The 16257-nt window shown below is 60.9% G+C and carries 9 protein-coding genes and 1 pseudogene; 6 read left to right on the top strand and 4 right to left on the bottom strand.

Annotation, left to right across the window (positions count from 1 at the left end):
• Positions 1 to 659: 659 nt before the first annotated feature.
• A complete protein-coding gene (gene nirD / locus JN403_RS23310) occupies positions 660 to 1037 on the bottom strand; it encodes a nitrite reductase small subunit NirD (RefSeq protein WP_205484506.1) in 378 nt (125 codons plus the stop codon).
• Positions 1034 to 3595, bottom strand: a complete 2562-nt coding sequence (gene nirB / locus JN403_RS23305; RefSeq protein ID WP_205484504.1) for a nitrite reductase large subunit NirB — start codon at positions 3593 to 3595, stop codon at positions 1034 to 1036. Before nirB ends, nirD begins: the two co-directional genes overlap by 4 nt.
• A gap of 591 nt (positions 3596 to 4186) precedes the next feature.
• Between nirB and JN403_RS23300 the strand changes: the two are divergent.
• From JN403_RS23300 to JN403_RS23280, 5 genes and pseudogenes are all read left to right on the top strand, one after another.
• A pseudogene (locus JN403_RS23300) lies at positions 4187 to 7986 on the top strand (bifunctional nitrate reductase/sulfite reductase flavoprotein subunit alpha).
• Positions 7987 to 8178: 192 nt separating this feature from the next.
• Positions 8179 to 8967 (top strand): FKBP-type peptidyl-prolyl cis-trans isomerase, encoded by a 789-nt coding sequence (locus tag JN403_RS23295; protein ID WP_037013885.1) that lies wholly within the window; start codon positions 8179 to 8181, stop codon positions 8965 to 8967.
• A 415-nt stretch (positions 8968 to 9382) separates the two neighbouring features.
• Positions 9383 to 9832 (top strand): YkvA family protein, encoded by a 450-nt coding sequence (locus tag JN403_RS23290; protein ID WP_122537479.1) that lies wholly within the window; start codon positions 9383 to 9385, stop codon positions 9830 to 9832.
• 144 nt (positions 9833 to 9976) lie between these two features.
• On the top strand, positions 9977 to 10333 hold the full coding sequence (locus JN403_RS23285) for a helix-turn-helix transcriptional regulator (RefSeq protein WP_205484502.1): 357 nt from the start codon (positions 9977 to 9979) through the stop codon (positions 10331 to 10333).
• Positions 10330 to 10704: a hypothetical protein gene (locus JN403_RS23280; RefSeq protein ID WP_122537481.1), complete on the top strand. Its 375-nt coding sequence runs from the start codon at positions 10330 to 10332 to the stop codon at positions 10702 to 10704. Before JN403_RS23285 ends, JN403_RS23280 begins: the two co-directional genes overlap by 4 nt.
• Before the next feature lie 311 nt (positions 10705 to 11015).
• Here the strand turns inward: JN403_RS23280 and JN403_RS23275 are convergent, their stop codons facing one another.
• Both JN403_RS23275 and JN403_RS23270 read right to left on the bottom strand, forming a co-directional pair.
• On the bottom strand, positions 11016 to 12806 hold the full coding sequence (locus tag JN403_RS23275; protein ID WP_205484501.1) for a bifunctional diguanylate cyclase/phosphodiesterase: 1791 nt from the start codon (positions 12804 to 12806) through the stop codon (positions 11016 to 11018).
• Between the two features lie 119 nt (positions 12807 to 12925).
• Complete coding sequence (locus JN403_RS23270; RefSeq protein ID WP_205484500.1) at positions 12926 to 15007, bottom strand: carboxy terminal-processing peptidase; 2082 nt, start codon at positions 15005 to 15007, stop codon at positions 12926 to 12928.
• Between the two features lie 145 nt (positions 15008 to 15152).
• Here JN403_RS23270 and JN403_RS23265 point away from each other — a divergent pair, with 145 nt between their 5' ends.
• Positions 15153 to 16115: an NAD(P)H-quinone oxidoreductase gene (locus JN403_RS23265; protein ID WP_205484499.1), complete on the top strand. Its 963-nt coding sequence runs from the start codon at positions 15153 to 15155 to the stop codon at positions 16113 to 16115.
• Positions 16116 to 16257: the final 142 nt, after the last annotated feature.

The raw sequence follows: 16257 nt of genomic DNA, 5'->3' as shown, positions 1-16257 counted from the left end.
GATGATTGTTCCCACGCTCCGCGTGGTAACACTGTTAATGACGCTCCGCGTCAACTTGCCCAGGCTTGAATGAGCGTCGCCTGCAGGACGCAGAGCGTCCGGGGCGGTGTTACCACCCGGAGCGTGGGAACGATCAGAAATAAGTTTGAGATAAAGCATTCGCGAGCAAGCTCGCTCCCACAGGAAGTGTGGCTGATCAGCAATACTGTCGGCGCCTGGGCTGGCCCCTTCCCGGCTAAAGCCGGTCCCACTAAAAGCAGCGCGTGCATTCAGTGAGATTGGTTCCGACTGTAGGACCGGCTTTAGCCGGGAAGCTTTCGCTCTGCATCTGCACCTGCCTTTGATTTTGATCTTCAAACACAAGAAGTTCAGGCACCACCAATCGCGACTTGGGTGCAGGCTGAACGCAGGTCTCGCGCAGTGGGCCGAGCCGCATGGATGCGGCGAGAGCGCCGTCAGGACATGGATGTCCGTTCGGCGCGGGCCCACGGAGCGAGACCGGAGTGAAGGAACCCGACGAAGTCGGGCCCAACCGAGAGCAGGCACCCTTGGTTACTTGGGGTGCTTTTCCAAGTAACTCGCCGAAGGCGAAACAGTCTGCCGTTAGGCAGACGCCCTGGATCTTTCTAAGCCACGCCGCGGATCCAGACTCAGCGAACTTATCCGACATCTACCTCGACCACGTCGCCCACCAGCCGCACCGGCCAGGTCCGCAGCCGCAGTGCCGCATCCTCCAGACACGTTCCGTCCTTCAGCCGGTAATGCTGCTTATATAAAGGCGAAGCAATCACAAGATCCCCGCCCAGACTGCCAACCAATCCCCGCCCAATCACATTCACCCCGGTGGCCGGATCGCGATTGTCCACCGCAAACAACTGCGCCGCGCCGCCAATGGACGCCACATAAAACAACGCCACCTGCGCAGTGCCCACCAACGCAACCACGCCGGAATTCAGCACCAGATCCTCACGGGCACACACCGCGCGCCACACCTGAGTCTTCGGCATCTCCATCACTGCAGCATTGGCCTGGCTCATCGTGCAACCTCCACAGCGGCAATCAGATTCAACTCTTCAGCGCGAGCTGGACGACGCTGGCTGCGCTCCTTGACGAAATGAATGTCCGGGTCAGCGCCCTTGTCATTGACGAATGTGCGGAAGCGCTTGAGTTTCTCCGGGCTCTTCAGCGCGTTCGCCCACTCACACTCATAACGGTCGACCACCAACTGCATCTGCGCCTCCAGTTCGGCAGCGAGCCCAAGGCTGTCCTCGATCACCACTGCTTTCAGAAAATCCAGCCCGCCCTCAAGGGACTCGCGCCAGACCGACGTCCGCTGCAACTTGTCAGCGGTGCGGATGTAAAACATCAGCACCCGGTCGATGTAGCGAATCAGCGTCTCGTCGTCCAGATCGGTGGCGAACAGCTCGGCGTGGCGCGGGCGCATGCCGCCGTTGCCGCACACGTACAGATTCCAGCCGTTCTCCGTGGCAATCACGCCGATGTCCTTGCTCTGGGCTTCGGCGCATTCACGGGTGCAACCGGACACCGCGAACTTCAGCTTGTGCGGCGAGCGCAGGCCTTTGTAGCGGTCCTCGATGTTGAGCGCCATTTGCACACTGTCCTGAACGCCGTAACGGCACCAGGTGCTGCCGACGCAGGACTTCACCGTCCGTGTCGATTTGCCGTAGGCATGGCCGGTCTCGAATCCGGCAGCGATCAGCTCGGCCCAGATGTCCGGCAGCTCGTGCAACTGCGCGCCGAACAGGTCAATGCGCTGGCCGCCGGTGATCTTGGTGTACAGGTCGTATTTCTTCGCGACCGCGCCGATGGCGATCAAGCCGTCCGCGGTGATTTCACCCGCCGGGATGCGCGGCACCACTGAGTACGTGCCGTTCTTCTGCATGTTGGCCATGAAGGTGTCGTTGGTGTCCTGCAGTGGCACCAGCGACGGGTCCATGATCGGCCGGTTCCAGCACGAGGCGAGGATCGAGCCGACGGTGGGTTTGCAGATGTCGCAACCCAGATGGCCTTTACCGTGGCGAGCAAGCATCTCGTCGAAGCTTTCGATGTTTTCTACACGGGCGAAGGCGTACAGCTCCTGACGCGTAAAGGCGAAGTGCTCGCACAGGCTTTTATCGACGGTAACGCCGCGGGCGATCAGTTCGTGCTCGAAGACGCCTTTCAGCAGCGCCGCACAACCGCCGCACCCGGTGGCGGCCTTGGTGCAGGCTTTGAGCCCGGCGAGGTCCGTGCAACCGCCGTCGATGGCCGAGCAGATCGAGGCCTTGCTGACGTTGTGGCACGAGCAAATGGTTGCCGTGGCGGGCAGGGCATCGGCGCCAAGGCTTGGCGCGCCGTCGCTGTGGGGCAGGATCAGGCTCGATGGATCGGCGGGCAGCTTGATGCCGTTCTGTGCGTATTGCAGCAGGGTGTCGTAATAACTGTTGTCGCCCACCAGCACCGCACCGAGCACCTGTTTGCCATCGGCGGACACCACCAATCGGCGATAGCTGCCACTGGCCTCATCGATGAATCGGTAGCTGCGCGAACCTGTCAGCGCACCATGGGCATCGCCGATGGAGCCGACGTCGACGCCGAGCAGTTTCAGTTTGGTCGACATGTCCGCGCCGAAGAACGGCTCGGCGGTCAGGTCGCACAACTGCGCGGCGACATTGCGCGCCATTTGATAACCCGGCGCGACGAGGCCGAAAACACTGCCGTTCCAGGCCGCGCATTCGCCGATGGCAAAAATGTCGGCGTCGCTGGTGCGGCAATGTTCGTCGATGGCGATCCCGCCGCGCGGGCCCAGCGCCAGTTCACACTGACGGGCGAGGGCGTCCTGGGGGCGGATGCCGGCGGAGAAAACGATCAGGTCAGTTTCGAGGAATTCATCGCCGGCGAAATTCATCCGGTAGCGGTATTCCTCCCCCGCGCTGATGGATTGCGTCGCGCGAGACAGATGCACGCCAACGCCCAGCGCTTCGATGCGCGCCTTCAGGGCCGCGCCGCCGTGGTCATCCAGCTGCACTGGCATCAGGCGCGGCGCGAATTCCACCACGTGGGCTTCCAGGCCCAGGGACTTCAGCGCGTTGGCCGCTTCCAGTCCCAACAGCCCGCCGCCGACCACCACGCCGCGTTTCGCCTGGCGGGCGGCGGCGCGGATGGTGTCGAGGTCGTCCAAGGTGCGGTAGACCAGCCGCGAGTTGCCTTCAGCGCCTTCGATGGGCGGCACGAAAGGATACGAACCGGTCGCCAGCACCAGCTTGTCGTAACCAAAGCGGCCCTTGGCGGTGATCACTTCGCGCCCCACCCGGTCGATTTCCAGCACCGGTACACCCAGGTGCAGCGCAAGCCCGGTCTGCTCATATAAGGAAGCAGCGCTCATCGCCAGTGACTCGGCGTCGCGACCGCCAAAGTATTCGGACAGATGCACGCGGTCGTAGGCGCGCTGGCCTTCCTCACCGAACACATGAATGCGGTAGCGCTCAAGGGCGCCGGCGGCGATCAGTTGTTCGACGCAGTGGTGACCCACCATGCCGTTGCCGATGACGATCAGGGTTTGGACGTCGTTGAGTGGGGCGACTGTGGTGGTCATATCGAGTCCCGGCCAAGGCCAATCAGGTTTTTCGAAAGCAAAAAAGGCGCCCGGAACCTCTCGGTTCCAGGCGCCTTTGCCTGTTCTTTTAAGGGTTGCCGCCCGACCACAGTGTCGACGCCAACCTGGTGAGCCCGATGCCGCGAACGGCTGGCGGTCTGCGTTGACCGGCCAGGGCTGCCAACCGGGTGTTCAGGCTGGACTTGATAAGGGACGTAGCAATGGCTGTGCCAGTGAAGAATGTCCAGGTGTCGGATGCCTTTCGTTCCCGCCAGACGCGAAGGTTTGACGGGTCAGAAGCGTGATCGTAAGCCGATCTCATCGCCCTCAATAGCGAACGGTTCCGGCTCGAAAAGGGTGCGATTTACCCTGGTGCGCCCCACTGTGAAGCTCAACGCCCTTTGATCGTGTGAGCAGAATTCGCCCGAAACCGTCCGCTGCACGTCTTCCGGCCAGGCTGGCCTGTCGTTTGCAACACCGTGTCCACAGGCAATCAACGCCGATTGCCATATTCACGACAAAGGCGCCGTGTGCTCTCCGTTTTTCAACGGATGAGAACAGGGCGTCTTTTTTGCTTTCAGGAAACGGAATATGGCGAGCAGCAGCGTAAAGAGCGTGTGTCCTTATTGTGGCGTCGGTTGCGGCATCGTCATGCAGGTCGAGGACAACCGAGTCATCAAGGTGGCCGGCGACAAGACTCACCCAAGCAATTTCGGCCGTCTGTGCACCAAAGGCACCACCTGCGGCCAGGCGATTGCCGAGTCGGGTCGGATGGAGTCTGCATACATCCGCCATCAGCGCAGCCACGAGCCGGTGCGCGCTGACATGGACGCCGTGATCAGCGAAACCGCCCGGCGCCTGCGTGGGATTCTGGATCGCGACGGCCCGGGCGCATTGGCGTTCTACGTCTCGGGGCAGATGTCCCTTGAGGCGCAATACCTGGCCAACAAACTCGCCAAAGGTTTCGTGCGCACCGCCAATATCGAGTCCAACTCGCGGCTGTGCATGGCCAGCGCGGGCAGCGGCTACAAGCTTTCGTTGGGCGCGGACGGCCCGCCGGGGTCCTATGATGATTTCGACAAGGCCGATCTGTTTTTCGTGATCGGCGCGAATATGGCCGACTGTCACCCGATCCTGTTCCTGCGCATGATGGATCGGGTCAAGGCCGGGGCGAAGTTGATCGTCGTCGACCCCCGGCGCAGCGCCACTGCCGACAAGGCCGGGCTGTTCCTGCAGATTAAACCCGGCACTGACCTTGCGCTGCTCAATGGCCTGCTGCATCTGCTGGTGGAGAACGGCGATACCGACGCCGAATTCATCGCCTCGTTCACCCAGGGCTGGGACGCCATGCCCGACTTCCTCGCCGAGTACTCGCCCACGTACGTCGCGCAGATCACCGGCCTGGGCGAAGCAGAAATCCGTCAAGCCGCGCGGATGATCGGCGCGGCGCAAGAGTGGATGAGTTGCTGGACCATGGGCCTCAACCAGAGCACCCATGGCACCTGGAACACCAATGCGCTGTGCAACTTGCACTTGGCAACCGGAGCGATTTGCCGGCCCGGCAGCGGTCCGTTTTCCCTGACCGGCCAACCGAATGCCATGGGCGGAAGGGAAATGGGCTACATGGGCCCAGGACTTCCCGGACAGCGCTCGGTACTGGTGGACGCCGACCGCCGCTTCATTGAAGACCTTTGGCGCATCCCCGAGGGCAGCATCCCGCACTCACCCGGCGGCGGCACCATCGACCTGTTTGAGCAGATGCGCGACGGCGTGATCAAGGCCTGCTGGATCATCTGCACCAACCCGGTGGCCAGCGTTGCCAACCGCGCCACGGTCATCGACGCCTTTAAGGCCGCCGAGCTGGTCATCGCCCAAGACGCCTTTATCGACACCGAGACCAACCGCTACGCCGACATCCTTTTGCCGGGCGCGCTCTGGGCCGAAGCGGAGGGGTGATGATCAATTCCGAACGCAATCTGAACTTGACGCAAAAAGCGGTGGATGCGCCGGGCCAGGCCTTGCCCGACTGGCAGATCATCGCCAGGGTCGCCTGTGAAATGGGCTTCGCCGACGCCTTCAGTTACGCCTCGGCGGAGGAGGTGTTCGAGGAAATCAAACAGGCGTGGAACCCCTCCACAGGCTATGACATTCGTGGCGCCAGCTATGGGCGGCTGCGGGATCAGCCGGTGCAGTGGCCGTGCGGGCCGGACGACGAGCGTACACGCAACCCGATTCGTTACCTCAGCGATACCGACGCACGACCCGTTGAGACAGCGATACGTCCTGCGATCCTTTTTCCCACCGCAAACGGCAAAGCGGTATTTTTCCCACGTCCGCACATGGCGCCGGCTGAACTGCCCAACGATGCATTTCCCATGGTGCTCAACACCGGCCGCCTGCAACACCAATGGCACACGCTGACCAAGACCGGGAAAGTGCCGACACTGAACGCGCTCAATGCGCGGCCGTTCGTCGAGCTGCACCCCGACGATGCCCTTGCGCTGGGCATCCGCGAAGGGGATGGCGTGGAAATCCGTTCCGTACGAGGCTTGGCGGTGTTGCCTGCGGTGATCAGCGACCGCGTGCTGCCGGGCAACTGCTTCGCGCCCTTTCACTGGAACGACGTGTACGGCGAAAAGCTGGCCATCAACGCCGTGACCAACGACGCCGTCGACCCGATCTCCCGACAGCCCGAGTTCAAATACTGCGCGATCGCCTTGCGCAAGGTCGAGCTGATCGGGCATCGCTTCCTCGATTTGCCCCAAGCCGAGCCCGAGAACGAGATTGCACCCGACCATGCGCTGCAGTTGGCGCTGCTGTGGGCATCCCAGACCGGGAATGCCGAAGCGTTGGCCCGGCGGTTTGGCGAGCAGTTGAAGGCTGCCGGTGTGCCGGTTCAGGTGGCGGCGATGGACAGTTTTTCTTCCGAGCGTCTGGACCAGCTGCAGAACGTCGCGCTGATCAGTAGCACGTTTGGCGATGGCGAATCTCCCGACAACGGGCAACAATTCTGGCAGTCACTGGCTGCCCGGCAAGCGCCTCTGGAGTCGCTGCGTTACGCCGTGCTGGCGCTCGGTGATTCGAGTTATGACCGCTTTTGCCAACACGGCAAGAACCTCGACCAGCGCCTGCAACACTTAGGCGCTTCGTCACTGCTCCCCAGAGTCGAGTGCGATGGCGATTACCAAGCCCACGCAGACACTTGGTTCACAGGGTTGCAGCAGGCCCTGTCGCTGAATCTTCCTACTCCTTCAATGGTCGACAACGCACCGGTTTTTGGGAATCAGCCGTCACGGACGCAGCCCCATTACGCGCGTTTGTCCCTCAACCGGCGGCTGAACGCCGACGGTGCCGCCAAGGACACGCGGCAACTGGCGCTGAGCCTTGAAGGCTCGGGCATGACCTATGAGGCGGGCGATGCCTTGGGGGTCTGGCCGCGCAACTGCCCTGAGCTGGTGAACGAACTGCTCGAACTCACGGGGCTGAACGCCGACCAACCGGTGCGTGGCCTGAAGGCTAGCGACGTGCCGCTGGGTCAGGCGTTGGCCGAGCAATATGAAATCGCGCGACCGGGTGCAGACACTCTGGCATTCATCGCCGAGCGAAACGGCAGCAACGACCTTAAAACCCTGCTCACCGAACCCTTCAAAAGCGAGCTGAAGGACTGGCTGTGGGGGCGGCAGCTCGCCGACGTGTTGCGCGAGTTCCCTATCGCCTGCTCTGCTGAGGAATGGCTTGACCATCTCAAGCCCCTTCAGCCCCGGCTTTATTCCATCGCGTCGAGCGCCAAGGCGCATCCCGATGAAGTCCACCTGACGGTTTCCGCCGTGCGCTATGGATCGCGTAAAGGCGTGTCGTCGACCTTTCTGGCGGATCGTGCGGGCGATTGCGAGGTGCCGATTTTCCTGCAACCCACGCGGCATTTTCGCCCTCCGCTGGATGGGGATGTGCCGATGATCATGATTGGTCCGGGCACCGGCGTGGCGCCATTCAGGGCGTTTCTACAGGAGCGGCGCGCGCGCGGCGACCGGGGCCGTAACTGGCTGTTTTTCGGCGAGCAGCATCAGGCCACCGACTTTTACTACCGCGACGAACTGCAAGGCCTGCAGCAGGACGGCCTATTGACCCGGCTGAGCCTGGCGTTTTCCCGGGATCAGGCGGAGAAAATCTATGTTCAACAGCGCATACAGGAACAGGGCGCCGAGCTCTGGCGATGGCTGGAGGAAGGCGCGCACCTGTACATCTGCGGTGATGCTTCGCGGATGGCGCGGGATGTCGATCAGGCGCTGCGTCGCGTGATCAGCGAACAAGGCGGCGTCAGCCTGGAAAAAGCGGCCGAACAGTTGCGCTGTCTGACCGAGCAAAAGCGCTACCTGCGGGACGTGTATTAGCCCCGTTCGCTCACCTTGTGGTTGGCGACTGAACCGTAACTGAACGGATTTCTCGATCAAACAAGAAAACCTTTGGATACCTGAACTTATCTGCCTTTTCTGCCTCTCATGCCGGTAGCCATTGATCGCGGCAGCCTGATAAGCTCGCGGCTTTACTCGTTTGCCCTATTGGCGCATGAACAAGGAAACAGAATGAAACAGCATCGGTTGGCAGCGGCGATTGCCCTGGTCGGTCTGGTACTCGCGGGCTGTGACAAGCAAGCCAGCACCGTTGAGCTGAAAACCCCGGCCCAGAAAGCCTCTTACGGCATCGGCCTGAACATGGGCAAAAGCCTGGCTCAGGAAGGCATGGACGATCTGGATTCCAAAGCGGTAGCGCTGGGTATCGAAGACGCCGTTGGCAAGAAAGAGCAGAAGCTCAAAGACGAAGAGTTGGTTGCAGCGTTTGGCGACCTGCAAAAGCGCGCTGAAGAGCGCATGGCCAAGATGAGCGAAGAGTCGGCAGCCGCCGGCAAGAAGTTCCTCGAAGAAAACGGCAAGCGTAAGGAAGTCACCACCACCGCTTCCGGTCTGCAGTACGAAATCATCAAGAAAGCCGACGGTCCAGTACCGAAGCCAACTGATGTCGTGACTGTTCACTACGAAGGCAAGCTGACTGACGGTAAAGTGTTCGACAGCTCTGTTGAACGCGGCAGCCCGATCGATCTGCCAGTGAGCGGCGTGATCCCGGGTTGGGTCGAAGGTCTGCAGCTGATGCACGTTGGCGAGAAGGTCAAACTCTACATCCCTAGCGAATTGGCCTACGGCGCGCAAAGCCCTAGCCCAACCATCCCGGCGAATTCGGTTCTGGTCTTCGACCTGGAACTGCTGGGCATCAAGGACCCTGCTGCTGCAGGCGCCAATGATGCTGCTGCCGGCGCTGATGAAGAAGAAGAGGCTGCCCCGGCCGCCGAACCGGCCAAGCCAGCCGCCAAGAAGTAATCTTTCGAAAGACTGATTACCGCTTGAAAGAAATGCCCCGTCTCGACGGGGCATTTTCATTTCCGGGGCGATTTGATCGAACCGGCTTGAGCGGGCAGAGTCCCATGTCGGGCAGTCAGCGGGTGTTAAGCCGGGATTTGTCGGAGGCTGAGAGTCATTTATTGGGCCGTGGCTAGCCTCACAGACAGAATGAGTCAACGGTTTTTGCGGGTTTTTATGTGTGTAAAAAACGCGCGATCTAAGCCCAGGCCCGGTAGAACGGGCGTTCCGGGCTCGAAAAGCAGGTCTGTTCACAAGGTTATCCACAATTTGTGTGGATAACCTTTGGGCGCGGAATCGGCTGCCGAGTCGGTAGGCTTCAGTACGATACACGTGAGACAGCAGGTCGATTTTTATCGGTAATTGTGGAGTAGATATGAAAGCACCCTGGAATCTCATTCGTTATCTGCCCATGGCCAAGCGCTTGATGGCGGCAGGTCGTTTGCCCGCATTGCTGTTTGCCGTGGCAGGCAAAACGGCCAGTGAAGGCGGTCGACTGGGGAAGATAAAAGACGATCTCAAACTGCTTCAAGCGTTGTGCCTGGCTTACTGGCGCGGGGAATATCGCGCCATCAGCGGTAAGGCGATTCTCTCGATCGTGGCCGGCCTGATGTATTTCATCAGCCCTCTGGATGCAATTCCTGACTGGATTCCGGGCTTGGGGATGCTGGATGACATCGCCGTGCTGGCGTGGGTGATGAAGCACCTCGAAGCCGAGCTCAGCGCGTTTCGTGCCTGGCGCGCGTTGCAGAACCCGGAAAAGCTCGCGGTGGTTGAGCGTTTGCCGGCGACGCCGGTCTTGCTGGAGCATGAGAAGAAGATTTGAAGACGGCCTTGCGTGGCTTATCAGTGGCGGCGGCAGCACTCATTGACTCCGCACACGCCAGTCGTCGCTGACCGCTGTTAAGATGCCGCCCATACTTAGAAAAATACTACGTAAAGCGCGTTTTTGTCCTACAGGGGTGTTGGTATGGATCTTCAGGTTATTTCGCGCGATGGAGAGCCGGAATATGCGGTGCTGCCATGGGCGCAGTATCAGGCCCTGTTGCGTGCGGCGGGGGTTGCGCATGGCCCGGAGTCCGAGTCTGCCACTCACACTGAGGGCCGTCGCGAACAGCCTGCTAGCGCAGTTGACCTTCCTTCTTTCGATCAGCTAAGTGCCCTGCGCGAGGCCAAGGGCCTGGAAGTAGCGCAGCTGGCCCGCGCAGTCGGCATCAGCCCGTCTTATCTGAACCTGATTGAAAGCGGCGCCCGTGAGCCGGACGCGGCCATTCGCCGTAGTCTGGCGTGGGAGCTGGGTGTTGCGGGCTGGCGGGGTGAGGCATGAGCGTGCGCATCAGTCGCCAGCATTGGGACGGGTTGCTCGCCGAACTGGACCTGGCCCGTCGTCAGCGTCATCTGGTGACCTATCGCGCATTGCTTGAGCGGTTGCAGTTGCCCACCCCCGCCATGCAAACCCTGACCGCCGCCCTTGAACACCTCGCCGCCCTCGACGCCCGCGCCGAGCAGCCATTGCGCAGCGCGCTGGTGATCAGCCAGGGCGCCAGCCGCCTGCCACGCACCGGATTCTTTGAATGCGTCGAACGCCTTGGCCGTTTCTCCGGCCCCTCCGACGGCATCGCTGCTGCCTCCTGGCACGCCTCGGAAGTGGCGCGAGTCTTCGAATATGAGTACCCGCAACCGGCGAAGCCGGAGTAGAGCAGGCATCTGATTCCCGGTTCGCCGCGCTATCGCCTTCGCGAGCAAGCTCGCTCCCACGTGATCTGAGCTGTACTCGGGATTCCGGTCTGATCGCGGATCCTTGGAAGTGATCAAGGCTGACTTAGGGTCAAGGTTTGATCTCGGACCTGTGGGAGTGAGCTTGCTCACGAAGGGGCCATTACGCTCGCTGGAAGTTTAGCGGCTGAAAGAACGCCTTCGCGAGCAAGCTCGCTCCTGCAGGGTCAGTGTCGCACTCGGGATTTCGAGACTGACTCCCACCCCCAACCCGATTTCATAATACCGGCACCTCACCCCAAAACCGCCTGATTCAACGTCGCCATCACCTCCGCCTCTCGCGTATTGATCACATGCACACTCGCACCCATCACCTCCTTGGCGTGGTGCTTGGCCTGTGAGGCCAGTTCGGCGAGTTGGCTGGCGTCGAGCGTCGTGCAGACTTCCGGATAGAGGTGCACGACGCCGATGGACAGCGACAGCAGCGGGAATTCCTGGCGCTGGCCTTGGCGGTTGAGTGCCACGAAGCAACCGGCCTCCAGATGCTCGGCGCGGTAGAAGCGTCGACACTGGTTCTGGAAGTCCTCCAGCAGCATGGACAAACGTTTACGCCAGTCGTCCGAGCCCAGCACCATCAGGAAATCATCGCCGCCGATGTGGCCGACAAAGTCGCGACTCTGGTCGATCCGGTCGTTCAGGCATTGCGCCAGGCACAGCAGCACCTCGTCGCCGCGCCCGTAGCCATAGATGTCGTTGAAAGGCTTGAAGCTGTCGATGTCCACGTAGCAGATCATTGATTCGCGGCCCTGCTGCAATAGCCGGGTCAGGCATTGCTGAATCGGCACGTTGCCCGGCAGCAGGGTCAGCGGATTGGCGTAGCGCGCCTGTTGAATCTTCACCTCGGTGATCAACTTGAGCACATCGATGACTCGGCCCAGCCCGAGGTAGGTGCCGTTTTGCATGATGATGAAATCTTCTTCGATGCGTTGCCGCGCCCGACTGGTGATCAGTCGGCTGACCTGCTGCAGCGAATGGCTCAGCTCGACAGCCAGAAAGTCGTCGCTCATCAGACGACTAATGGGCTTGCGCGCATACAGCTCGGTGGCGAACGGCTGCAGCAGTACGTCCGACAGCGAGTGGCGGTGGACGATGCCGATCGGCTGATGCTGCTCATCCAGCACTGCCAGCGAGTTGAGATTGGCCTGCTTTCGAAACGCTTCCAGCACTGTGGCCGTGGGCGTGGTCTGCACCACCGCCGGCTGCTCGTTGAGCAGGGCGCTGAGGTCGCTGGTTTCTTCGGTGAGGGTCGCGGCGGCCGGGTCGATTTTCGGCAGCAGCGCACGGGCGTCCCGGGGCGGAAACTCTTGGGGTCGGCAGAGCAAATAGCCCTGAACCAACTCGACGCCCATGTCGATCAACACGGCGAGTTCTTCCTGCAACTCGATGCCTTCGGCGATCACCAGCGCCCGCGAGGCCTTGGCCATCTGCAACATGGAACCGACAAACTCGCGCTTGACCGCGTCCTGATGAATGCCATCGATGAAATGCCGATCGATCTTCACGTAATCCGGGCGCAACTCGGACCACAGCCGCAGGCTCGAATAGCCTGCGCCCAAGTCATCGAGGGCAATGGAAAAGCCCATATCCCGATAGTGATACAGCGCGTTGTAGAGCAGACCGAAGTCATCGGTTGGTGTCTGCTCGGTCAGCTCGATGACCACGCGGCTAGGCGGGATCCCGTAGCGTTGCAACAGCTGCAAGGTGCGCCCCGGCGGGTGCGAGGCTTCCAGCAGTGACTCCGGCGAGATGTTGAGAAACAGCTTGCCCTCCAGCTTCTGTTGGCTGAAGCGACGACAGGCCGACTCGCGGCAGGCGAGTTCCAGTTCGCTCAGGCGCCCGGCCTGACGGGCCACGGCGAACAGGTTCAGAGGGGAATGCAGCGCGCTGTTGGAAGGGCCGCGAGTCAGGGCTTCGTAGCCGAGAATGCGCCGATCCGACAGCGACACAATCGGTTGGAACAGGCTGTGCAAGTCGCCGTGAGTCAGGATCGAACTCAAAGCGCCCAGCTGTTCAGTCACGGTCATGGCAATCTCGGGGCAAGAAAAAGGGGCTGGACGCCTGTGGCGCCGAGCCCCGCTATTTCACGACAGATTCATGACTATTTGATGACGATTTGCCATCATTTAGTCATGTTTCATGCTGCTTACTTCTTTGCCACCGAACCGCTCAAGCCCAGGTAGTCGAGCAAGATACGCCCGGTTTCGGCCAGGTAGGCGTCATCCTCTGGCTTGGTCTTGTCATCGTCCGAAGGCAGTGCGTCTTCGTCTTCTTTCTTCAGCTCTTTAAGCGGCTCTTCGCCTTTGGCCTTGCGACGTACGTTTTCCATCGCCAGCTGCTGGCTCTCGATGTCGGCGTGTTGCTTGCGGCGCTCGGCTTCGTTGAGGCTGACGGTTTTTTCGCTCATCAGCTTCTTCGCCAGCGCGAGTTTTTCTTCGATGAAAACAAACTCGGCGTCCTTGGCTGAACGCACGTCGTGACGCGATTGCAACTGGGCGAGGAACGGTTTGAACGGATCCACCGCAGGCTTGATCGCCGGCTTGATGGTGTCGTAGGTCATCGCCTCAGGCAGCGCGCTTTCGCCGATTTCCTTGGTGTCGATGATCGACGGGTAACCAATGTCCGGCAGCACGCCCTGATGCTGGGTGCTCTGGCCGGAAACCCGGTAGAACTTGGCCAGCGTGAGTTTCAGTTCGCCATGGTTCAGCGGCTGAATGGTCTGCACGGTGCCTTTGCCGAATGTCTGGCCGCCGATGATCAACGCGCGGTGATAGTCCTGCATGGCGCCGGCGAAAATCTCCGAAGCCGAGGCCGAGAGGCGGTTGACCAGCAAGGCCATCGGGCCTTTGTAGAACGCACCGCTGTTTTCGTCTTCCAGTACATCGACCTTGCCGTCGGCGTTACGCACCAGAACGGTCGGGCCTTTGTCGATGAACAGACTGGTCAGCTCGGTGGCTTCCTGCAGCGAACCACCGCCGTTGTTACGCAGGTCGATGACCACGCCGTCGACTTTCTCGGACTGCAATTCGGTCAGCAGTTTCTTGACGTCGCGGGTCGTGCTCTTGTACTCGGGATCGCCGGCGCGGTAGGCCTTGAAGTCCAGGTAGAAAGCAGGAATCTCGATGACGCCCAGTTTGTAATCCTTGCCGTCCTGATTCAGGTGCAGGATGGACTTCTTCGCCGCTTGCTCCTCGAGCTTCACCGCTTCGCGGGTGATCGAGACGATCTTGGTGGTCTGGTCGCTTGGCGCATTGCTGGCCGGGACGATTTCCAGACGCACGACCGAGCCTTTCGGACCGCGAATCAATTTGACCACTTCATCCAGACGCCAGCCGATCACGTCGACCATCTCTTTGTCGCCCTGGGCGACGCCGATGATCTTGTCGGCGGTTGCCACTTGCTTGGTCTTGGCGGCAGGGCCGGCCGGCACCAGGCGGACGATCTTGACGTTGTCGTTGTCGCTCTGCAGGACAGCGCCGATCCCTTCCAGGGAAAGGCTCATGTTGATGTCGAAGTTTTCCGCGCTGTCCGGTGACAGGTAGTTGGTGTGCGGATCGTAGGACATCGCGAAGGTGTTCAGGTACGCCTGGAACACGTCCTCGCTGCGGGTCTGGCCCAGACGCGCGAGTTGGTTCTTGTAACGCTTGGTCAGGGTTTCCTGAATCTTCGCCGGGTCTTTGCCGGCGATCTTCAGACGCAGAACCTCATCCTTGACGCGCTTGCGCCAGAGGTCGTCGAGTTCGGCTTCGTTCTTGGCCCATGGCGCGTCCTTGCGATCAACCAGCAAGGTTTCCTGGGTGTTCAGGTCGATCTTGTCGACCCCCTTGTTCAACTGCGCCAGGGCGAAATCCAGACGCGACTTGATGCGGTCCAGATAACGCTTATAGATAGTGAAACCTGGGGCTAGGTCGCCGCTTTTGAGGAAGTCGTCGAACTGGAATCGCCACTTGTCGAACTCGGCGATGTCACTGGCGAGGAAGTAACTGCGCGCAGGATCGAGAAGTTTGAGGTAGCTCTGATAGATGATTTCCGAACGCTTGTCGTCCAGCGGCGGCTTGCTGTAGTGGTGGCGCTTGAGCAGCTCCACGACATTCAGACTGGCGATGACTTCATCGCGATCAGGTTGAAGATTATCCCAGCTGTTGGCGGCGAACGAACTGGCCGACATTGGCAGGACAGTCAGGCCAATGAGTAATGCAAGGGTGGTGCTGGGTAAAAAATGCTTCATGCTGATTCGACGCGGGGACAATTGATAACGCATATTAGGCCGTCTTTGGAGGTCGCCGGTTCGGTCAGAACACGGTCGCATAATGCAAAAAGCCCAGTGGCCGTGAGGCACATCGGGCTCAGTCAAGACTCACTATGGAGGCACCGTGAAAGCATTGCAAGGCGTTGAAGGTCGTGTGGAATGGGTTGAAGAGCCATCGCCGACGCTGGATGTAGGACAAGTCCGCATCAAGGTGGCAGCCGCCGGACTTAATCGTGCCGATTTGCTGCAACGCTCGGGGCATTACCCGCCACCGCCGGGTGTCACGGAAATCCTCGGCATGGAATGTTCCGGGGTGATTGCCGAGGTCGGCCCGGGCACCGCGTGGGAAGTCGGCGACCGCGTGTGCGCGCTGGTTGCGGGCGGGGCGATGGCCGAAGAAGTGGTGGTCGACGCCCGGCATGTGCTGCCGGTGCCTGAAGGAATTTCGCTGCACGAAGCGGCGGGGATTCCCGAGGTGTACGCTACGGCCTGGCTGAATCTGTTCCAGCTGGCCGGCCTCCAGCCCGGCGAAAAAGTGTTGCTGCACGCCGGGGCAAGTGGCGTTGGTTCAGCTGCCATTCAGCTGTGCAAGGCCTTCGGCAACCCGGTCTGGGTCACCGTCGGCTCGGCGGAGCGGCTGGCGTATTGCGAATCCCTCGGCGCCCAGGGCGGTGTGCTGCGCAACGAGAACCTCGACGCGCTGAACGACTTTGCGCCTTTTAACGTCATCCTTGACCCGGTGGGCGCCAACTATGCGGCGCTGAACCTCAAGGTGCTCGGCGTTGACGGTCGTCTGGTGCTGATCGGGCTGATGGGCGGAAGCAAGTCCGAGCTGGATTTCGCAAAGGTGCTGGGCAAACGCATTCATATCCTCGGCTCGACCCTGCGCAGCCGCGACGACCAGTTCAAGGCCGACCTGCTCAGCGATCTGGGCCAGCACGTCATGCCGCTGTTCACCGAAGGCCGCTTGAAGCCACAACTGGCGCGCAGCTTTCCGATCAGCGAAGCCGAAGCGGCCTACGCAGAGCTCGCCACCAATCAGGTGTCCGGCAAGGTCGTGCTGGTGATCGACGACAGTCTGGTGTGACCCTGCTTTTGCTGTTTCCGTTCTGCATGGCAGTGCCTCGTCAGCCGACCGGCGGTGGCCGGAACTGTCATTTCTGACAGTAGTCAGCCTGGCCCATTCGGTTCTCAATAAAGCCTTGTTGCGTGAGCTCAGTCGGCGAGTG

The sequence above is a fragment of the Pseudomonas sp. 15A4 genome (genome assembly GCF_016925575.1).
Taxonomy (GTDB): domain Bacteria; phylum Pseudomonadota; class Gammaproteobacteria; order Pseudomonadales; family Pseudomonadaceae; genus Aquipseudomonas.
Note: the sequence above shows the minus strand (reverse complement) of the source record. Positions and strands in the feature narration are given on the sequence as shown.